The following is a 20492-nucleotide window of genomic DNA, read 5'->3' as shown; positions in this document are numbered from 1 at the left end:
ACACAACCTGCATATAAATATCGAAACTGCACCGACGGAAACTTTACGTGATTCTTTCTATAGTCAAATTTGAATGAATACCATTAGGAGCCAATATGCGAACAAAATTTAGTGTCAAAAACTTGCTAAAACTCCCGCAACTTTTGTTAGCATTGGCTACGGCTCTGTTAATACTATTTTTTGGTCAAGTATCAACTTTTGGGCAGGTACAATCTAACGTAAACGTTGATTTTGCTGCCCCACAATCAATTAAGTCAGTCAGTGGTATCCTACACGGTATAGATCCAAGTAATCCACCAGATAGCACGATTAAACCACTACAGTTTAAACTTTGGCGAGCTGGAAGAGTTGATACCTATGACCGAGTTGTGAACTCAGGTGCTGAGTTTCAATTAATAGTAAGCGACCTCTGGGGATATGGAGCTAATCCGAATGGATGGCCCTATCAAAATTATCCTGCCTGGGAAGCTTTTGTGCGACAACTTGCTCAACAGAATAAAGGAAAAAAAATCGTTTGGGATGTCTGGAATGAGCCTGACTGGGCAAATCCTTTTTGGGCGGGAACAAGAGAACAATTTTTTGAAACTTACAAACGGGCTTATCAAATATTACGTCAAGAATTGGGGCCAGAAGCGATAATTGGAGGCCCAAGCATAGCAATTTATAGTAAAGACTATTTAGTTGCTTTTCTCGAATACTGCAAGGCAAATAAACTGGAAGTTAATTTTTTATCTTGGCACGAACTGAATGATGATAACATTTTATTTGTTGACGATCATTTGATTGAGGCTAGACGCAATTTCATCCAAAGTCCAGCTTACGCCAGCCTAAAAATCAAAAAACTTTATGTGAATGAGATTGTTGGAGAGGTAGGACAGTATAGACCAGGAGATATTCTGGGTTATTTCTATAATTTGGAAAGAGGTCAAGCAGACGGTGCTTGCAGAGCTTGTTGGGGTAGCTTGGGGCCCAATAAAGTTAGTAATTGCTTTAATAATACTCTGGCTGGGATGGTAACACCTAATTCTTTTCAGCCTAGAGCAGCTTGGTGGGCGAATAAAGCTTATGCTGATGGAGCTAGTTCGCGAGTGCGAAGTCAGTCATCCTCTGAGAGAGTTGTCGCTTTGGCTAGCAAGTCAAATTCTAGCGGTAAAGCACAGGTATTATTAGGCTATTTCGATCGGAATAATTCTTCCTCAATCAGACTTAATCTTACTCTTGCAAACTTAAAACAGCTCAATGTTGCCCAGAATGGTAAAATCCATCTAAAATTAGAGAAAATTCCTAATGATCAAGAGGCGGCTGTGCAAAAAATGGTGATTTTGAAGGAAGAGAATGTGTCTATTGGAAACGGAACATTGAAATATGTTATTCCTAATTTTGGTCTACATGAAGCCTATGTGTTGACTATTGGCTAAGTGATATCGTAAAGCCACGATATCGGGGTTACTATCCATAACAAAGGCGTGGCTATATGGTGCATAATTCCTAATTGATTAATCGGTTTCAATCTGCAAGATGCTCTGATGTAATTAAAAATAGAATATTGAGGGTTTCTTTGTGATAAAAAGAGCGTTAATTTGTGGCATTTCTGGTCAGGATGGAGCGTACTTAGCTGAACTCCTACTTAAAAAAGGATATTTTGTCTTCGGAACTTCGCGAGATGCCCAAATGTCTGAATTCCGAAACCTTTCTCGTTTGGGCATCCGCGACTCCGTGAAGATGGAATCTATGTCTTTGAATGATTTTCGCAGCGTCTTGCAAGTCTTGACAAAAATTCAGCCCGATGAGGTGTACAATTTAGCTGGTCAGACTTCGGTGGGACTATCGTTTGAACAGCCAGTTGAAACTCTGGAAAGTATTGCTACTGGGACTTTGAATCTTTTAGAAGCGATTCGGTTTACTGGCGGCAAGGTGAAATTATATAATGCAAGTTCTAGCGAATGTTTTGGCAATACAAGGGGTTTGGCGGCGGATGAAAATACCCCTTTTCATCCCAGAAGTCCCTATGCAGTGGCGAAAGCAACGGCTTTTTGGGAGGTAGCAAACTATCGGGAAGCTTACAATTTATTTGCGTGTTCTGGTATTCTATTTAATCATGAGTCACCGTTGCGACCAGAAAGGTTCGTAACGCAAAAGATTGTGGCGGTAGCTTGTAGAATCGCTGCGGGAAGTTCAGAAAAGTTACATTTGGGGAATATTTCAGTACAAAGGGACTGGGGATGGGCCCCGGAGTATGTGGAGGCGATGTATTTGATGTTACAACGGTCGGAGGCCGATGATTATGTAATTGCTACTGGTCAAAGTTATACTTTGGAGGAATTTGTAAAGGCAGCCTTTGCTTGTTTGGATTTGGATTGGCGGGAACATACGGTGATTGATGAGAGTCTGTATAGACCTACTGAGATTTCTATTGGTCGTGGAAATCCCGGTAAGGCTAAGGAAAAGTTAGGTTGGGAAGCCAAGTATAAAATGCAAGATGTTGTCAGAATGATGATGGAGGCGAAAATGGTTTAGTTTTTAAGGGCAAAAAGATTTTTTAGCCATTTGAAAGTAAAAATAATTCGGCAATTTTTCGATTAATTAATGACCTTTACAAGCATAAAACAATGCAAGTAGTTATCCTAGCAGGCGGTCTCGGTACCCGTCTCCGAGAAGAAACAGAGTTTCGTCCTAAACCATTAGTAGATGTTGGAGGACATCCTATTCTTTGGCATATTATGAAAATATATGCCCATTATGGCTTCCGCGACTTTATTGTTTGCTTGGGCTATCGTGGCAACATGATTAAGGAATATTTCCTCAATTATGAGGCAATGAACAATGACTTTACTATTTGCTTGGGTCGCCAAAATTCCATCAGGTATCACGGAGAACATCTGGAGCAAGATTTCAATGTTACTCTAGCTGAAACTGGTCAAGAAACTATGACTGGTGGTCGGGTGAAACGGATAGAGAAATATATTCATGACGATATTTTCATGGTAACTTATGGGGATGGAGTGGCTGATGTAGATATTGGGGCGCTATTAGATTTTCATAAGTCCCATGGTAAGCTGGCAACTATTACTACCGTTCGCCCTATTTCTAGGTTTGGGATTTTGGATGTGGACAATCAGGGTACTGTACAACAGTTTACGGAGAAACCGCAATTAGATGGTTGGGCAAGTGCGGGATATTTAATATTAAACCGCCGTATTTTTGACTATTTGGGTGGAGATGATTGCTTTTTAGAGCGAGAACCTCTCGAACGTTTAGCCGCAGAAGGTCAATTGATGGCTTACCGCCACGAAGGATTTTTCTTTGCGATGGATACCTACCGGGAGTATAAATATTTGAATGAGCTGTGGGATAATGGAGAGGCTCCTTGGAGGGTGTGGGAATGAGGAATTTTTGGTGCGATCGTTCGGTGTTTGTAACTGGCTGTACTGGTTTATTGGGTAGTTGGTTAGTAGCAGATTTAGTGAAACGAGGAGCGCGGGTAACGGGATTAGTTAGAGACTTAGTACCGCACTCTAGGCTATACATGGAAGACTGGCATCAGCGTATTAATATAGTGCGCGGTTGTGTGGAAGATTTGCCAGCACTGGAGCGCGCTATCAATGAATATGAAATAGACACAGTATTTCACTTAGCAGCTCAAACGATTGTGGGAGTTGCTAATCGCGAACCATTGGCTACTTTTGAGACAAATATTAAAGGTACTTGGAACGTCTTAGAAGCTTGTCGCAAAGTGGGGGGAGTCAGCCGAATTGTGGTAGCATCAAGCGATAAAGCTTATGGCGATCAAGAAATTTTACCCTACGACGAGAATACGCCGTTGCAAGGCGAACATCCTTATGATGTTTCTAAAAGTTGTGCCGATCTGATTTGTCGGACTTATTATGTTAGTTACGGCTTGCCAGTTTGCATTACTCGTTGTGGCAATTTTTACGGTGGTGGGGACTTGAATTTTAATCGGATTGTACCCGATACAATTCGCTCAGCTTTGCGGGATAAGCCAGTTGTGATCCGTAGTGACGGTAGTTTTATTCGCGATTATTTCTATGCCAAGGATGGCGTTTTAGCTTATTTGCATCTAGCTGAGCAGATGGATAGGCGCGAAATTTGGGGAGAGGCTTTTAATTTCAGCAATGAGGTGCAAATTACAGTTGTAGAAATGGTGCGAAAGATTTTGGAATTGATGGATAAGAGTCATTTGGAGCCGATTATTTTGAATCAGGCGAAGAATGAAATTATACATCAGTATCTTTCGGCGGAAAAGGCTCGGAGGTTATTGAATTGGAAACCTGAGTATTCTCTGGATGGAAGTTTGAAGGATACAATTCAATGGTATAGTGATTTCTTGATGCCTGAACTGACACCTGTACTGACTATGAAATGACGGTAATGGAAATTAAACCACTCAAACTACAAGGGACTTATCAAATTACTTTAGCTCCCAGGAAAGACGATCGTGGATACTTCATGCGAGCCTACGATGAAGCTATTTTCCGCGATCATGGCTTGACGACAGCTTGGTTGCAGGAAAATCAGTCATTCTCAAAAAAAGGTGTGATTCGAGGTCTTCACTTCCAAAAACCGCCTCATGCTGAAACAAAGTTAGTCCGAGTGGTTTCAGGAAAAATCTTAGATGTTTTTGTAGATTTGAGAAAAAACTCAAATACTTATGGTCAATGGGATTCGATTGAACTCTCTGAAGAAAACCACAAAATAGCTTATATTCCTAAAGGCTTTGCTCATGGCTTTTGTTCACTAACAGAAACGGCCTTAGTACTTTATAAAGTAGATGAAATTTATTATCCTGAGTCGGAAGGTAATTTAAGATGGAATGATGAAACTTTAGCTATTAAATGGACAATTGATCGTCCTTTGACTTCCTCGAAAGATGCCCAAGGAGAAAGTTTTAATGATTTTATTTCACCTTTTGTTTAGGTAGAAAATTAATGAGGATGAAAATGGCAACTAGAAATTGTCGTCTCTGTAGATTTCCTTTATCAATACACCCCAGTATTAAGTTAAAAAATATTCCTAGAGGAGGTCATGTATTACCCAAGTACGAACAACTGGAGACAGATACAGGGGTTGATTTAGAGGTTTATCAATGTGAAAATTGTGGTTTGGTGCAGCTCACAGCCGAATCTTTAGTATATGCAGATCAAGTGGGTTCTGCTCATGCAAGTTCTCCGGGGATGTTATCTCACCGGAAACGACAAGCATATGAGTTGGTTGAGCAGTTTAATTTAAGAGATAAAACTATTCTCGAAGTCGGCTGTGGTGATGGTCATTTTATGGAGTTCTTCGCGGAAGCAGGTGCAATTCCTTTTGGGGTGGAACCATCAGAGCGATCAACAGAATTGGGGCGCAAGCATGGCTTGAAAATTAAACAGGGATATATGAGTAAAAATGCCAAAATTGAAGGGGCTCCCTTTGATGCGTTTGTCACAATGCACGTTTTGGAGCACGCTCCCGATCCAAATGATTTTCTCCAAGGTATTTATGAAAATTTAACTCCGAATGGCGTGGGTTTTATTGAGGTTCCCAGTTTTGAGCAAACTTTAGAAAATGAGAGAATTTACGATTTTATCACGGATCATTTGCATTATTTTTCTGTAAAAACTCTGCGGTTTGCACTTGAAAAAAATGACTTTAAGGTTCTTGATATTAAACGGGACTGGGGCGGTGAGCATATTGTAGCAACCGTGCAAAAACAAGAGCGAGAAAGTTTAGCTAATTTACAAACTGGCGTTGATTTTCTCATTCAAAAAATGTGGGATTTTATCAATGCTTACTCATTCCAAGGAAAGCGGGTGGCGATTTGGGGAGCAAGTACCAATGGCGTAACCTTATTATCTTTAGCTCAGTTTAAAGGGATTGTTTATGTTGTTGATTCTTCGCCCCATAAACAAAATCGTTTCACTCCAGTTTCTCATTGGCCAATTTTAGATCCCAGTCACTTAAAAACCGATCCGGTAGATGCGATTATGGTAATGGCAACTCGGTTTACTGATGAAATTGTTAACCAAATTAAGACAGAAATTGGCTTCACTGGTACAATTGCTGTTTTAAAGGGAAATAGTCTAGAAGTTGTCCAAACAGGAAAGGAAGTATGAAAGTTTTAGTAATTGGTGGATCGGGGTTAGTAGGTTCTCATCTGCTACAAACTTGTCATCAACGGGGATGGAATGTTACGGGAACTTATCAGAATTTTGCCCAACCTGGTTTGATTCCTTTGCAAATTACGAATGCTGCTGCTGTGCGATCGCTGATTACTGAATCTCAACCAGAGGTTGTATTTCTTCCCGCGTTTCGCTCAAATGTGGATTATTGTGAACAAAACCCGGAGGAAACTTATCAAATTAATGTAGTGGGTTGTTTGAATGTAGCTCACGCGACACGGGATGTGCGCGCGAAGTTAGTCTTCTATTCATCAGATTATGTATTTAATGGGAAAAATGGCCCTTATCAAGAAATCGATAAACCAGATCCTATTTGTGTTTATGGGCTACAAAAGTTAGAAGTAGAAGAGAAAATTTCTGAGTTATTAGATGATTATTTAATTTGTCGCATTGCTTGGGTTTATGGTCAAGAGAAGCAAGGTAAGAATTTTGTACTTCGCTTGATTTCTATGTTGACAAATAATCAAGCAATTCGTGTTCCTCAAGATCAGGTTGGTTCGCCAACTTTGGCAGATGATATTGGGGAAGCGAGTTGTCGGTTAGTAGAAGTGGGTGCAAAAGGATTGTTCCATATAACGGGAATTGATTGTATGAATCGCTATCAATTTGCTTTAAAGATCGCTGAAGTATTTGGACTTCAGACAGATACTCTTTTACCTGTGATGACATCTGAATTAAACCAAGCTGCTGCGCGACCTTTAAAGTGTGGGATGAGGTGCGATCGCTTAGTTCAGAATCTCAACTGGAATTTACGCGGGGTTTTAGAAGGACTCGGTACTTTCAAGCAGACTTAATTGCAATAGCAGAGTCGTTTTGCCACTCTTTCAAGAGTTTAAAAATTTCATTGTAAATGGCTTTCCAATCACACTCATAACTGCGTGAGAAAGGATTGGGGTCATGACCATCCACAATAAATTCTTTAGGTACAAAAACAGGCATGATTGAGTTTTCGGCTGTTCTCGATGAGTAGTTAAACTCTACGTTTTCGCCGTAAAAGGCAGTATTCCCATAAGTCACACCAGGTTTGTGAGCAGTCCATACGACAAAAGTTAGTGAAGTTGCCATAGGTGTGATATAAAAATCGATCGCATCACTCCAAACTAAGGTTTCATAGGTGGTCGCACCAATCAAACTATAGGTTTTAATATCTCCTGATAAGCGAGTGATAATTTTTTCCATCATATCTTTTTCGGCGGCAATGACAGACTCAGCTTCTGGATCTTCTCTTTCTGTGCGAGACCAGCCATCAAATATAACTCCTAAATTTGGAAAATCTGCATAAAGTAGATTGAGAACATTGGCAATTCCTTCAACTTGAGATACCCAGGAACGCTTACTTCGCAAAGTAACTAATAAGAGAGGTGAATCTTGTTTAGATGCTTCTATTTGTTGCAAAAATTCTTGGGAACATTTAGTGAGAGAAGTTTGATAAAGCCTTTTGGAGAGTTTGTCTTTGATATACATATCAACGAGTCTAACTCCACAGTAATTATTCTCCAAAAGGTATTGAAAAATCTGCCAAGAGTCTGAAAATCTGATAATTTTATCAGTTTCTATTTCAGGAAAAACTACGTCTACATTCATAAATTCATAAGCACCAATAATGAACTTAGTCAGATGATGTACCATCCCGTTTTCAACAATATGGTAAATTCCTGCTAAATCATTCCAAATATAGTGCCCCAAATTAGGCATAAATGCCTGAACCGCTACTAATTCTTTCGGTTGTTTATTGGACAGATAAGCTTTTACTTTTTGCCAGTAAGTTACCAAATAAGTTTTGAATCGGTTGATACTTAAACCAAAGTTAATATGAGGATATGAATAAAAGGGAATGATTAACTCTCGTTTCGGAAAATACAAACAAATTCTACTGCCAAACCAATCGCCAACTAAATAGTAAAATACTTCTTGCCCCACAAATCGATAATAATTGAATAAGGAGTCAATTACGAAAGATTGATTGGATCTAAGGACTTTACCTGTAAAGGGACAAACTGTGTATATGTAACCAGTTTCTACAAGACTTTGCTGCAAGTGCATTCCCTGTGACCAGTTATAATAATGCAGCCCTAATGTCCGACTTTCTTTTTTTGCTAACTGGATCGGTAAAGTCGCTCCGAAACTATTGATATAAATTTCTTCTAAAGCCAGACTATCTCGCCTCATTAATTCTAAATTAGCTAAAGATAATCCTACTTCTTCTAGCAAAATTTTGTCAGATTCACTTAAGAATTCTAAGCCAATCACTGTATATTTTGCATGGTTATTGAAGTATGCTAAAGCTTCTGGTGCTTTAATTTCCTTTCGATAGTATGAGTTATTTACATCAAGGGGGGCTAACTCATTTAATCCTTTCCAGAGGCTTTCGTAAATTTCTGCCTCGCTGGGAGAGTGATGTGGAGCTTTTTGGAAGCAAGTTAAGGCTTCATCTAGTTTGCCCTGTTCGGCTAATAGGACAGCAAGTTTATAGTAAGTTTCACAGCCTTCATCCAATTTTTCCTGATAAGCGAGGATCTCCCCCAGTCGATAGTAAGATGCTATATGGTGTCGGTTTAATTCAATCGCTTGGCGATAATGGAGCAGGGCTTGGTTTAAGCAAACTGATGTGATAGATTTTTTTAATAACACCTGAAATTCAGGTAAGCTTCGCCAATATTTAATGCCAATCTCTCGGCTACTTTCTGGCAACCGTAGCCAATTCACACACGCTTGTTTTTCCAGCTCTGATACACAATATCTTTTATAAACTCTGAAGGCCTCTACTGCATAAGATTCATCATCAAGATGCTGAGTCGCTTGTAAAAATTGTTCATCATTAATAAAGCAAAGTCCTGGAAGTTCTCTATCGTGAGCTTGGTAATTCTTTTTATTGGGTAATTCTCCTATTTTATAATCCACAAAGAACGATTCTGGATGCTGTATCACCCGTTGATAAATTGCTTCCCCTAGTTGATAATTTAACAAATCAGAAAATGGGTTGAGTTCAACTGCTCGGCGGTAGGTGGCAATCGCATCGTCCCATTGACCTAATTGAAAGTAAATTTCTCCTAATCGCTGGAAAGACTCCTCATCTGGATTACATTCTATAATTTGGGAGGAAGAGGGGATATCCTTTGCTAAGTAGAACTGATTTCGCTGTTGCACTGCATTTGCCAAAGCAAAATGAATCCAATCCGCATCAGGGTTCAACTCACTTGCACGGCTATAAGCGGCAATCGCCTCATCCCATTGACCCAATTTTGCTAAACTATTACCTAGCCCCACATAAGTACCATAATGTTCAGGATTGAGTTCGAGTGCCTTACGGAAGGCTGCGATCGAATCTTCCCACTGTTGTTGTTGAGCTAGGGCATCTCCTAAGTGGTGATAACTCCAAGAAAAATCTGGTTTGAGTGTGATTGCATCGCAGAAGGCTACGATCGCTTCATTCCATCGACCCAGTTTGGCTAGGTTTTCCCCTAGATGGTGGTGTGTCCAGGAATCGTTGCTATTGAGTTCAAGTCCACGACGGTAAGCCGCGATCTTGTCTTCCAATTTTTCCGCTTCCTGCAATTGCTTACCTTGGTTAAATTTAGATACAGCCGTTTCTTGGTTCATAGTAACTTAATTAAATAATTTTAGGCGCGCTATGTTTTTTAGTAACATCTACAGCCAAGGCTTTTCTATGGTTTTTAAAAATGTATCTTATATTTTATTCGGCTCTAAATTATTTAATAGTTTCCTGACTTCTTTGTCAAGCAAGCGCCAATCAAAATCATAATTATTGATCAGCCCAATAGGGGGATAATCAACTATTGATTCCAATGGAATATAAATAGGCATAACTACATTTTCCCTTGATTTCAATTGTTCAATAACCCAGGATTCATAACATAAACTGTTAGCATGAACGACTCCCATTTTGTTAGCAATCCAGAGTACAAAAGTCGTAGTTGAACCAGGTGTTGATATGTATAAGTTAATCGCATTTGCCCAAATAACTTTTTCATAAGTCATAGAACCTATAATACTATAGGTTTTTACAGAATCAGGTATAAGGGTCAATATCTTATCTAGGTTAACTTTTTCACTTTCAATTACGCCCTCAACACCAATATCTTCTCTTTCAGTGCGAGAGCAACCATCAAACACTACGGCTAAATTTGGAAAATCCAAGTGTAAACTTTTAATTATATTTGCTATTCCCTCTACTTGAGATACCCATACTCGGCAATGGGTACGCATTCCTATCCATAGAAGTGGAAAGTGTTTTTTTGCATTCTCTACTTTTTGTAAAAATGCTGAAGAACACTTTTTCCATGAAGCTTCGTACACTCGTTCTGCTAATTTCTCGGTGATTTCAACACCTGTTACTCGAACAGCACAATAATTATTTTCGATAATCCACTTAAAGCTACTAAACTTATCATTTACTCTGACTACTTTCCCATGAATTTCCGGAAAAATATTTTCTATATTAAAATATTCATATTTCTCAGCTAATATTGCATCTGTATACTTCAATATATCATTCTCATATAGATAATTAACTCCTGTAACTTCATTCCAAAAATAGTGACCAATATTGCCAAGTGTACCCAATATCAGCAAATTTTTTTTATTGGGATTCGATAGGTAGTCTCTTACTTCATTATATTGACTAACGGTGTTACTTTTTAAACGATCAAGTATTTCCTTTATATTGATATGCTGATGACCATCATCAGCATCAAAAAAACTAATAACAATTTCTAGTTTTGGTATATAAATAAATTTTTTGCCGCTCCAATAATGACCTAAAAACAAATAAAATATTTCCTTGCCCACAAAGCGATAACCAATCATTGGTAGCCAAGCAGGATCGTAAAATGATTGATTTGACCTAAGAATTTTGCTTGTGAAAGGGCAAATTGAATAAATATAGCCTGTTTCTACTAGACTTTGCTGAAAATAGTTGGCATTGTTTAGAAACTCCTGTGCTACATAATTATGTTTTTTTCTTAACTTAGTAAACTTTTCAGCCAAATGAGTTGAATGATTTGGATCAAAGGCATTAATATATATTTCTTCTAAACTGCGGTTGTCTTGTGTAATTAATTCTAAATTAACTAGGGATAGACCAACCTCTTTTATCAAAGCCTTATCTTTTTCTTTTAAATCACGCAGATTAATAATAGTATATTGGCTATACTGGCTGAAGTAAGCATAGGTTGCTATGGGTTGAAGTTCTAATGAATCATCAAGATAAACTTGATTTATCGGAGCTAATTCATTTAAACCTCGCCAAATTTTTTCATAAACGTTAGCTTCAATAAAAGGCTGCTGGGGGGCTTTTGAGAAATAGAAAACCGCTTCAGTTATTTTTCCACTTTCTGCCAATAAAAGGCTTAAATTATAGTAAAGCTGCCTAGCTTCTTTTAGTTTGCCTTGTAGAGTAAGAATTTCTGCTAAACGAGAAAAAGAATTTGTATGAATTGGGTTAAGTTCAATAGTCTTATTATAGTAAGGAAGAGCTGCTTCCAAAGCTACTGCCACTCCTGACTTTCTAATGATTTCTTTGAAGTCGGGTAATGTACGCCAGTATTTAATCCCTAATTCTCTACTACTATCTGGTTGTCGAAGCCAATTCATGCAAGCTTGTTTTTCCCATTCGGATACTGAGTATCTTTTATAGACTTTAAAAAGTTCTATTGTATAGGTTTCATCATCAAGATGGCTGGTTGATTGTAAAAATTGTTCGTCATTGATAAACCATAATTCTGGTAGTTCTGGATCGTTGAATTGGTATTCTTTTTTATGAACAAAATGCTCTATATTATACTCAGCTAAGAAAGATTCTGGGTTTTCCATTACCCGCTGATAGATAGCTTCCCCTAGCTGATAGTGAGATTCATCAGCTTCTGGATTAATTTCGATAAGTCTACGATAACAATTAATCGCCTCATCCCACTTACTCAATTTCCCTAGAAGTTCCCCTAACTGCTGGTAATATTGCTCATGGGGTGATATTTCTAGTAGGCGGCGATAGATTGCGATTGCGTCCTCGATCTGTTCGTGTCTCACTAAAGCCTGGGCTAACTTTAACAAAACTTCTTGGTTATCCGGTTCTAACTCTAACAGTTTGTAGTATTCGGAAATGTTATCGGGGTTTCCCTCGATCGCCTGTATATAACGTTTGATCGCTTCTTCTCGGTTTTCGGTAGGCTCTAAAGTCGGGGCTTTCTGCTCTTCCTGCTCGCTGAGTTCAATCGCTTGACGGTAGGCTGCGATCGCCTCTTCCAGTTGTCCCAATTTGGCCAGACACTCTCCTAAGCCGTAGTAAGCTGTCTGATTATGGGGATTATGTTCGATCAAACGACGATAAGCCGCGATCGCTTCCTCTAGTTTTCCCTGTTGTACCAAAGTATTTCCCAATTGCAACCAGAGTTCCCAGTTATCGGATTGAAGCTGCAAAAGATTTTGATAAGCTTCTACGTTGTCTGGATTGAGTTCTATCATCTGGCGATAGGAGGCGATCGCTTCTACTACATCGGAATGAGTTCGCTGTTGCAGTGCCTTTGCCAAGGCATAATGAATCCACTCAGCATCAGGGTTCAGTTCACTGGCACGACGGTAAGCCGCGATCGCCTCATCCAGTTGACCCAATTTTGCTAAACTATTACCTAGCCCCACGTAACTCCCAAAATGTTCGGGATTGAGTTCAATTGCCTTGCGGAAGGCTGCGATCGACTCTTCCCACTCTTGCTGTTGAGCTAGGGCATCCCCTAAGTGGTGGTAACTCCAAGCAAAATCTGGTTTGAGTTCGATTGCATGGCGGAAGGCTATGCTGGCTTCATCGCATCGACCTAGTTTTGATAAGGCTTCCCCTAAATGGTGGTGATACCAAGAAATGTCAGGATTTAACTCAATGGCACGGCAATAGGCCGCGATCGCGTCTTCTAGCTTGCCTTCCTCTTGCAGTTGCTTCCCCTTATCGAATTCGCTCATAGCCGTCTCATCCTTACATCTGCGATTACTTTTTCTTTACAATTATCAAGTTATCAGTTTAAACTGAATGGCGGGACGCTTTGCTTTGCAGCGCTGGCTTGTCTATATTACTTGCTTTTGCCACAGTATTACCACTGAGATCGGACTGAATAGTGTGGAGGTAGAAGTCTATTGTTAAAGCGTTGTGGATTTCGATTTAGAAACTTTAACAACTTTGAAATTATAGATTTGATTAGCTGGCATTATCGTAATAATTTAGGATAATAAACATGAAAGAGCCGATGAATCTTTATTTTATTCGGCTGATGGTTAAAACGCTTGCAGCCTAAAAGATGTCTAATGGGTTCTATAGATTTATGGTTGCGCCTCCTGTGAAGACTATGGTAGTGGGTACAATCAAGAGTTTAACACTAATATGTCAGAATAGACTTCTTGACCCTTGCAGGTAAGTTATCAAATTTTACAATCTAATTGCGGAAAAGTCAGAAAAATGTTAACGAACAACACAGAAAAACATCTCGATTTTGAAACCTGTAGAGAGGTTCTTGCCGCTCTCCGAGAGCAAGGACGCAAAATAGTCCTCTGTCATGGAGTCTTCGATCTCCTTCATCCTGGTCACTTTGCCCACTTGCAGGAAGCCAAGGCACTCGGAGATTTGCTCGTAGTGTCTATCACAGCAGCGCCTTATGTCAACAGAGGGCCTGGAAGACCGGTATTTTCGGATGATTTACGACTTTATTCCATAGCCTCTCTAGGTTGTGTAGATTACGTCTTGCTGGCTCCCGTATCCACTGCCCTAGAGGTAATCGACCGAGTGCAGCCTGATTTTTATTGCAAAGGACATGAGTATACCGATCACAGCCAAGATGTTACCCAAAACATAGACCGAGAAGCAGAAAGGGTTATGGCTTACGGCGGCAAGATTCGCTATACAGGAGAAATTGTTTTCAGCTCAACCCGGCTGATTAACAATTATCTAGACGTGATGCCACCCCAGATAAAGAGCTATGCCAGCCAGTTAAGCCAGCGATACCCATTAGAGGAAATCCAGAAAGGCGTTGAGGCGATGCAGAAGCTAAAGGTCTTGGTACTCGGTGATGTAATTATAGATGAATTTATCCATTGTACAGTTCAGGGATTGACTTCTAAAGGAACGGTTATTTCAACCCGCTTTTTGAAACATGAGCAGCATTTAGGAGGTTCTCTGGCAATTGCCCGTCACATTGCTAGTTTTGCCGACTCTGTAACTGTTGCCGGCGTGGCTGGAAATGAGCCAGAGATTCACAGTTTGATTTTAAATAACATCAACGGTGGCATCCGACTGGACTTGCAGTATGAAAACAGCTACCCGACAGTGATTAAGCGACGCTACATTGCGCGGCAAGGCATGAGAGAGCAATACACAAAACTATTTTCGATCAACTATCTTGAAGAACAAGGGCCAGCACCTATCCAGCGCGAAAAACTGCTTGACCGCATGGAGAAAACGATTCGGGATTATGACTTGGTAGTAGTTGCAGACTACGGACACGGATTGTTAGATGCCGCACTGATGGAACTCGTTCAAAACAAAGCTGCGTTTTTAGCGCTCAACTGTCAAACAAACAGCGCCAATCACGGTTATAACTTAATCACCAAATACCAGCGAGCTGATACATTTTGCTTGGATGAGCAGGAAATCCGCCTCGCATTTTCCAGTCGCTACGGAGACCATTCCCATCTCCTCAAACGTTTGTATGAGCATTTAGGGGCTCAGCAAGGTTGGCTAACGTTGGGTTCGTCTGGTTCTTTGGGAATAAATGTTAAGGGTGAAGAAGAGTTGACACCGGCTCTAACGTTGGATGTGAAAGATACCATTGGTGCAGGCGATGCCTTTTTTGCTCTTGCCAGTCTTAGTGCCAAGTTGGAGTTGCCTGTGGCTGTCGGGTCATTGCTTGGGAATTTAGCGGGTGCAATGGCTGCTAATACTCTTGGTAATGCTGAACCGATGGACAAAGCCAGACTGTTGAAATTTGCCACGACGGTCTTAAAGTTTTAATTGCTGGTAAAAATATGAAACCCCAAGCAATTCTGTGCGATCGCGACGGTACTCTAATTGAAGATTGCCATTTCCTCAGTCGCCCAGAACAAATTCAGTGGATTCCAGGGGTTCTGGAAACCTTGAAACATTTGAAGCAAAAAGCTGTCAAAGTCTTGGTTGCGAGTAACCAATCAGGAGTAGCCAGAGGATATTTTGATACCGCAGCGGTAGAAGCTGTCCATGCTCAACTGCGGCGGGATACAGAGGATGTCTTGGGTGCGATGCCTTCAGCCGGCTCTGCGATCGCAGATTTTTACTACTGCCCTCATCACCCAAAAGGTGAAGTTGTCGGGTATAGTTACGCTTGTGACTGTCGCAAACCGCAGCCAGGAATGTTTCTCCAAGCAATTCAAGACCACAACTTAAATCCTGCCCAATGTTGGGCAATAGGAGATAGATTGCGGGATTTAGAACCTGGATTGCAACTTGGCATGAAAGCTTTTCTGGTACAAACTGGCAGCGGACTAGAGGCACAAAGAGAGCTATCTAAACGTCCTTACGCCGAGCTAGTTACTGTCATTTCCTCTTTGTCGGAGATTCTATCTTTAGTACAAAATGACAGCAACTACAATCCTGTATCAAAGTAAAAGGTAATACCAAATCCCGGTTTACTACCCTCTTTATTTTTAGTCCGCGCAGGCGGACTTCGTTTGTGTAGTAGCGGTTTCAACCGCCGATTTTAATCGGGTTTTTAATGCAGATTTGGTATAAAAACCCTGCGAAAATAACCACATCCAAATCAGAAATTGACCAAAAAATTGAGGAAAAAATGAGCGCAAATGCCATTCAACAAGTTCTAGTTACAGGTGGAGCAGGTTATGTAGGAGCCGTCCTAATTCCTAAGCTGCTGCAAGCGGGATACCGAGTTAAGGTAATCGACTTATACCTCTATGGACCAGATGTTCTAGCAGTAGTCAAAGATCATCCTGGTTTAGAACAAATTAAAGGAGACATCCGCGATCGCGCTCTCTTAGAAAAAATTATGCCCGGTTGCGATGCCGTTATCCATCTAGCTTGCATCTCCAACGATCCTAGTTTTGAACTAGATCCAGACCTCGGCAAATCGATTAACTATGATGCCTTTTTAAACCTAGTAGATGTTGCCAAAGACAGCGGTGTAAAACGGTTTATTTATGCCTCATCTTCCAGCGTTTATGGCATTAAAGAAACCGAAAATGTTACCGAAGAATTGCCTCTGCAACCCTTAACAGACTACTCCAAATATAAAGCCCTCTGCGAAGAAGTGCTATTAGCCAAGCGCGAACCAGGGTTTGTCACATTAGTGCTGCGTCCTGCTACTGTCTGCGGTTACTCGCCTCGCTTGCGACTCGATTTAACAGTCAATATTCTGACAAACCTGGCGATCAATAATAACAAAATTACCGTCTTTGGCGGCGATCAAAAACGCCCCAATATTCACATAGAAGACATGACAGACCTCTACATCAAGTCTCTCCAGTGGCCTGACGAAGCAATTGACGGCAAAATTTTCAACGCTGGCTACGAAAATCATACTGTCAGCGAAATTGCCCAGATGGTACGGCGCGTTGTTGGCGAACAAGTAGAAATTGTCACCACACCCACAGACGACCACCGCTCCTATCACATATCATCGGATAAAATTAAGCGAGAATTGGGATTTGTCCCCCAGCACACCATCGAAGAAGCGGCACAAGATTTAGTCAAGGCATTTAAAGCTAATTTAGTGCCGGAACCGATGAAAGATATCCGCTACTACAACATTAAAACCATGCAAGCACTGAACTTGAAATAACTGGCAAAATGATTGACAGTAATCGCATTATCGGTGTAGATTTTGACAATACCATCGTCACCTATGACGATCTTATGTACAAAATTGCTGTTGAAAAAGGTTGGATTTCTTCCGAAGTTAGCAAAAGTAAAAAGCAAATTCGCGACACCATTCGCCAGTTGCCAGACGGGGAAATAGAATGGCAAAAATTACAAGCTATTGCTTACGGTTCGCAAATGGATGAAGCTAGGTTAATAGACGGTGTAAAGGAATTTTTCAACTTGTGCAAACAACACAAAATCCAGACTTACATTGTCAGCCACAAAACCGAGTATGCTAATTACGATGAGACCCAAACTAATCTACGGACAGCCGCAATAAAATGGATGGGAAAAAATAACTTTTTTTCGTCTATAGGTTTAGGATTATCTCAAGAGCAGGTTTTTTTTGCATCAACGAGAATCGGGAAAATTGACAAAATTAAGAAGTTAAAATGTACTGACTTCATTGATGACTTAGAAGAAACATTTATTGAGGAATCTTTCCCAGAAAGCGTGAATAAGATTCTCTACGCACCCCACCAGCAGCATTCAGGCAAACTGCAACTAAAAATCGTCAGTAGATGGCAGCAAATTAATGAATATTTCTTCTCAAGAAGCTGACAAGGACAGTTCAGAAATTAAATCAGTTTGCTCTCGGTTACTAGGAAGTGAGGTAAATCACATTCAAAGAATAGGTGGAGGGCGAAATAGTAAAGTTTATAAGCTGACTTGTGCAAACGATAGCCAATACGCTGCTAAACTGTATTTTCGTCATAATTCTGACAAAAGAAACCGCCTAGTTACTGAATTTTCGAGCTTGCAGTTCCTTTGGGAAAATGGCGTAAGTCAAATTCCTCAGCCGCTTGTAGCTGATAAAGACTTTGGATGCGCTCTGTATGAATATATCGAGGGCAGCAATATCTTACCTCAAGAGGCAACAAGCAATGAAATCAGTAAAGCTGTTGACTTTTTAGTTAAATTGGCGGAACTTAAAGTCAGAAAAAACAGTCACTTCCTGCCACTGGCATCAGAGGCATTTTTTTCAGTTCAAGCTATCGTTCAAAACATTGAACAACGCTTAAGCAGATTATCCGCACTTCCTAATAGTGAAGCTCCCTATAAAGCTTTGGCCGAGTTTTTGACAGGCGAGTTCCAGCCAGCATTTCACCAGATTGTAAATTGGTGTCAGACAAATCTCAATCAGTCGGAAATGTCCTACACCGCCGAAATAGAAGAGCGAGAAAAAACCCTAAGTCCTTCTGATTTTGGATTTCACAATGCTTTGAGGCGGGCAAATGGTGAAATAATATTTGTGGATTTTGAGTATTTTGGCTGGGATGACCCGGCTAAGACAATCTCTGATTTCCTCCTACATCCAGGGATGGATTTAGCGGATGGTGTGAGACAGCAGTTTTTCGGCGAAATGCTTCGGGGTTTTCGAGACTACAGGCATCTTGCCAAGCGAGTCGAGATTGTCTATCCCCTATTCGGACTAAAGTGGTGTCTGATACTGTTAAATGAGTTTGTGCCTCAAGACTTGCTTCGCCGGGGGTTTGCTCAAGGGAGCGACCTAGATCGGAGTCCGTTGCAGATTGAACAGTTGGCAAAAGCCAAGCGAATGTTACAAAAAATCCTGGCAAATTACGAGCAGTTCCCTTATGGTCGCTGAAACCCTGAAAACTAAATCCCTTGGACTGGACAACCGTTCCAGGGAGATCCGCAGAACAATTGTCAAGATTTTGGAAGCGAGTCGCCGGGGCCATGTGGGCTCTAGTTTTTCGTTGATTGAGATATTGCGGGTTCTTTACGACGACGTGCTGCGCTACGACTCCCAGAATCCAAAGTGGTCAGAGCGCGATCGCTGTATTCTCAGTAAAGGACATGGCTGCCTTGCTCTCTATGCCATGCTTGCCGACAAAGGCTTTTTTCCCGAATCAGAGTTGTGGAAATTTTGCCAAAGCGACGGCATTTTGGGAGGACACCCAGAGGCACGTAAAGTCCCCGGCGTTGAAGCTTCAACAGGGAGTCTGGGTCACGGTTTATCGATAGGAATTGGATTTGCTCTCAATGCCCGATACGAGAAAGCCAATTATCGCACATTTGTGATTTTGGGGGATGGGGAGTCCAACGAAGGCTCAATCTGGGAAGCGGCTATGTGTGCAGGCAAGCACAAACTCAGCAATCTCACCGTCCTGGTAGACTACAACAAGCATCAGTCCTACGGCACAACCTATGAAGTTCAGGATTTAGAACCCTTAGCTGATAAGTGGAGAGCCTTTGGTTTTGCAGCCACAGAAGTAGATGGTCACAGCGTGGAAGAATTGCGATCTGTACTGTTGAATTTGCCGCTGCAACCCGATCGACCAACAGCGATTATCTGCCATACTATCAAAGGCAAAGGCATTCCTTTTGCTGAAAATAATTTGAAATGGCATCACAAAAATAAAGTATCAGATCAAGAAATTCAATCGATGCTGGCAGCTTTGGAGGATAACTAATGCGTCAACTTTGCCTGGATATGGTGTATGAATTCGCCAAAAAAGATCGTCGGATTTTCTTCATTGGTTCGGATCTTGGCGTTGGCACCCTCCAAAAATTCAAAGAGGAAATGCCAGAGCGATTTTTGATGGAAGGGGTGAATGAAGCTAATATTATCGGCATGGCCGCTGGTTTGGGCCTAGAAGGTAAAATCGTTTACGTGAATACGATCGCGACCTTTCTCTCCCGCCGCTGTTTTGAGCAGATTGTCTTAGATGTCTGTCTGCACAATGTCAATGTCCGCCTGATTGCCAATGGTGGCGGTTTAGTGTATGCGCCATTGGGGCCAACTCACTTAGCAATCGATGACATCGGCATTTTGCGAACAATTCCTAACATGACAATTGTGGCCCCGGCTGATGAGTCTGAAATGGCAAGACTAATGCCATTAACTGTCGATTATCCCGGCCCAATTTACATCCGTTTGGGGAAGGGAAATGAGCCAATTTTAACCCCAGATAACGTACCCTTCCAAATTGGCAAAGCTATTGCCATGCGGGAGGGAAATGACGCGCTGATTATTACCACTGGTGTCACGCTCAAGCCGGCATTGGATGCAGCAGAAATTCTCAACAAACAAGGGTTAAAAGCGGCGGTACTTCACGTTCATACGATTAAGCCTCTGGACACGGATACCATTATGGAGTACGCTGCGGTTGTACCTGTGATTGTTACTGTGGAAGAACACACTTTAATGGGTGGACTGGGCAGCGCTGTGGCTGAATTAGTCGCTGAAGCCAACTTTAATCCTGCTAAGCGATTTAAGCGCATTGGCATTCCCGATGTGTTCCCGGAACAATACGGATCGCAAGAAAGTCTGATGGCCCTGTATGACATCACCGCTGAGAATGTGGCTGGTGTCATTGCGGGTTTATCCCAACAGCGGCGCGAACCGGTGCAAATGGTTGGTGCATAAATATCTGTTAGCTTTT

At 41.1% G+C, this 20492-nt stretch carries 16 protein-coding genes; 14 read left to right on the top strand and 2 right to left on the bottom strand.

Translation table 11 applies throughout. The annotated features are described in order from the left end of the window. Window positions 1-95 precede the first annotated feature (95 nt). The 7 genes from OSCIL6407_RS0120985 (at window position 96) to OSCIL6407_RS0120955 (ending at window position 6973) form a co-directional block, all read left to right on the top strand. Window positions 96-1418 (top strand): GH39 family glycosyl hydrolase, encoded by a 1323-nt coding sequence (locus tag OSCIL6407_RS0120985; RefSeq protein WP_007354364.1) that lies wholly within the window; start codon window positions 96-98, stop codon window positions 1416-1418. A gap of 145 nt (window positions 1419-1563) precedes the next feature. After that, on the top strand, window positions 1564-2517 hold the full coding sequence (locus OSCIL6407_RS0120980) for a GDP-mannose 4,6-dehydratase (protein WP_026103803.1): 954 nt from the start codon (window positions 1564-1566) through the stop codon (window positions 2515-2517). A gap of 92 nt (window positions 2518-2609) precedes the next feature. Beyond that, entirely contained in the window at window positions 2610-3386 is a 777-nt protein-coding gene (rfbF, locus tag OSCIL6407_RS0120975; protein ID WP_019487633.1) for a glucose-1-phosphate cytidylyltransferase, read from the top strand. Next, window positions 3383-4384, top strand: a complete 1002-nt coding sequence (locus OSCIL6407_RS0120970; RefSeq protein WP_007354361.1) for a GDP-mannose 4,6-dehydratase — start codon at window positions 3383-3385, stop codon at window positions 4382-4384. The genes rfbF and OSCIL6407_RS0120970 overlap by 4 nt, the downstream gene beginning before the upstream one ends. A gap of 5 nt (window positions 4385-4389) precedes the next feature. Then, window positions 4390-4935, top strand: coding sequence for a dTDP-4-dehydrorhamnose 3,5-epimerase (gene rfbC / locus OSCIL6407_RS0120965; protein WP_234708721.1), 546 nt, complete (start codon window positions 4390-4392; stop codon window positions 4933-4935). A gap of 23 nt (window positions 4936-4958) precedes the next feature. Further along, the gene (locus tag OSCIL6407_RS0120960) at window positions 4959-6113 is read left to right on the top strand and encodes a class I SAM-dependent methyltransferase (protein ID WP_007354359.1); all 1155 of its coding nucleotides are present in this window, start codon (window positions 4959-4961) and stop codon (window positions 6111-6113) included. Then, the gene (locus OSCIL6407_RS0120955) at window positions 6110-6973 is read left to right on the top strand and encodes an SDR family oxidoreductase (RefSeq protein ID WP_007354358.1); all 864 of its coding nucleotides are present in this window, start codon (window positions 6110-6112) and stop codon (window positions 6971-6973) included. The genes OSCIL6407_RS0120960 and OSCIL6407_RS0120955 overlap by 4 nt, the downstream gene beginning before the upstream one ends. Here the strand turns inward: OSCIL6407_RS0120955 and OSCIL6407_RS0120950 are convergent. Then, window positions 6960-9779: a tetratricopeptide repeat protein gene (locus OSCIL6407_RS0120950; RefSeq protein WP_007354357.1), complete on the bottom strand. Its 2820-nt coding sequence runs from the start codon at window positions 9777-9779 to the stop codon at window positions 6960-6962. The two genes, OSCIL6407_RS0120955 and OSCIL6407_RS0120950, sit on opposite strands and share 14 nt — an antisense overlap. Before the next feature lie 87 nt (window positions 9780-9866). Continuing rightward, window positions 9867-13148, bottom strand: coding sequence for a tetratricopeptide repeat protein (locus OSCIL6407_RS0120945; RefSeq protein WP_007354356.1), 3282 nt, complete (start codon window positions 13146-13148; stop codon window positions 9867-9869). A 490-nt stretch (window positions 13149-13638) separates the two neighbouring features. Between OSCIL6407_RS0120945 and OSCIL6407_RS0120940 the strand changes: the two genes are divergently transcribed. The 7 genes from OSCIL6407_RS0120940 to OSCIL6407_RS0120910 all read left to right on the top strand — a co-directional run bounded on the left by OSCIL6407_RS0120940 (window position 13639) and on the right by OSCIL6407_RS0120910 (window position 20476). Continuing rightward, entirely contained in the window at window positions 13639-15186 is a 1548-nt protein-coding gene (locus tag OSCIL6407_RS0120940) for a PfkB family carbohydrate kinase (protein ID WP_007354355.1), read from the top strand. A 14-nt stretch (window positions 15187-15200) separates the two neighbouring features. Beyond that, entirely contained in the window at window positions 15201-15815 is a 615-nt protein-coding gene (locus OSCIL6407_RS0120935; RefSeq protein ID WP_007354354.1) for a D-glycero-alpha-D-manno-heptose-1,7-bisphosphate 7-phosphatase, read from the top strand. A 182-nt stretch (window positions 15816-15997) separates the two neighbouring features. After that, window positions 15998-17002: an NAD-dependent epimerase/dehydratase family protein gene (locus OSCIL6407_RS0120930; RefSeq protein ID WP_026103802.1), complete on the top strand. Its 1005-nt coding sequence runs from the start codon at window positions 15998-16000 to the stop codon at window positions 17000-17002. 8 nt (window positions 17003-17010) lie between these two features. After that, window positions 17011-17643 carry a nucleoside/nucleotide kinase family protein gene (locus OSCIL6407_RS0120925; RefSeq protein WP_007354352.1) on the top strand — a complete coding sequence of 211 codons (633 nt, stop codon included), beginning with the start codon at window positions 17011-17013 and terminating at the stop codon, window positions 17641-17643. Beyond that, window positions 17618-18691, top strand: coding sequence for a phosphotransferase (locus OSCIL6407_RS0120920; protein ID WP_007354351.1), 1074 nt, complete (start codon window positions 17618-17620; stop codon window positions 18689-18691). Before OSCIL6407_RS0120925 ends, OSCIL6407_RS0120920 begins: the two co-directional genes overlap by 26 nt. Next, window positions 18681-19520: a transketolase gene (locus OSCIL6407_RS0120915; RefSeq protein ID WP_007354350.1), complete on the top strand. Its 840-nt coding sequence runs from the start codon at window positions 18681-18683 to the stop codon at window positions 19518-19520. Before OSCIL6407_RS0120920 ends, OSCIL6407_RS0120915 begins: the two co-directional genes overlap by 11 nt. Further along, complete coding sequence (locus tag OSCIL6407_RS0120910; protein WP_019487631.1) at window positions 19520-20476, top strand: transketolase family protein; 957 nt, start codon at window positions 19520-19522, stop codon at window positions 20474-20476. Before OSCIL6407_RS0120915 ends, OSCIL6407_RS0120910 begins: the two co-directional genes overlap by 1 nt. The last annotated feature ends 16 nt before the right edge of the window (window positions 20477-20492 follow it).

Source organism: Kamptonema formosum PCC 6407 (assembly GCF_000332155.1).
Lineage (GTDB): Bacteria > Cyanobacteriota > Cyanobacteriia > Cyanobacteriales > Microcoleaceae > Kamptonema > Kamptonema formosum.
The sequence above is the reverse complement of the archived record's forward strand: the minus strand, read 5'-3'. Positions and strand labels throughout refer to the sequence as shown.

Coding starts and splice junctions, on each gene's coding strand:
- OSCIL6407_RS0120985 (WP_007354364.1), top strand. CDS start 96: ATGCGAACAAAATTTAGTGTCAAAAACTTGCTAAAACTCCCGCAACTT.
- rfbF (WP_019487633.1), top strand. CDS start 2,610: ATGCAAGTAGTTATCCTAGCAGGCGGTCTCGGTACCCGTCTCCGAGAA.
- OSCIL6407_RS0120970 (WP_007354361.1), top strand. CDS start 3,383: ATGAGGAATTTTTGGTGCGATCGTTCGGTGTTTGTAACTGGCTGTACT.
- rfbC (WP_234708721.1), top strand. CDS start 4,390: ATGGAAATTAAACCACTCAAACTACAAGGGACTTATCAAATTACTTTA.
- OSCIL6407_RS0120960 (WP_007354359.1), top strand. CDS start 4,959: ATGGCAACTAGAAATTGTCGTCTCTGTAGATTTCCTTTATCAATACAC.
- OSCIL6407_RS0120955 (WP_007354358.1), top strand. CDS start 6,110: ATGAAAGTTTTAGTAATTGGTGGATCGGGGTTAGTAGGTTCTCATCTG.
- OSCIL6407_RS0120950 (WP_007354357.1), bottom strand. CDS start 9,779: ATGAACCAAGAAACGGCTGTATCTAAATTTAACCAAGGTAAGCAATTG.
- OSCIL6407_RS0120945 (WP_007354356.1), bottom strand. CDS start 13,148: ATGAGCGAATTCGATAAGGGGAAGCAACTGCAAGAGGAAGGCAAGCTA.
- OSCIL6407_RS0120940 (WP_007354355.1), top strand. CDS start 13,639: ATGTTAACGAACAACACAGAAAAACATCTCGATTTTGAAACCTGTAGA.
- OSCIL6407_RS0120935 (WP_007354354.1), top strand. CDS start 15,201: ATGAAACCCCAAGCAATTCTGTGCGATCGCGACGGTACTCTAATTGAA.
- OSCIL6407_RS0120930 (WP_026103802.1), top strand. CDS start 15,998: ATGAGCGCAAATGCCATTCAACAAGTTCTAGTTACAGGTGGAGCAGGT.
- OSCIL6407_RS0120925 (WP_007354352.1), top strand. CDS start 17,011: ATGATTGACAGTAATCGCATTATCGGTGTAGATTTTGACAATACCATC.
- OSCIL6407_RS0120920 (WP_007354351.1), top strand. CDS start 17,618: ATGAATATTTCTTCTCAAGAAGCTGACAAGGACAGTTCAGAAATTAAA.
- OSCIL6407_RS0120915 (WP_007354350.1), top strand. CDS start 18,681: ATGGTCGCTGAAACCCTGAAAACTAAATCCCTTGGACTGGACAACCGT.
- OSCIL6407_RS0120910 (WP_019487631.1), top strand. CDS start 19,520: ATGCGTCAACTTTGCCTGGATATGGTGTATGAATTCGCCAAAAAAGAT.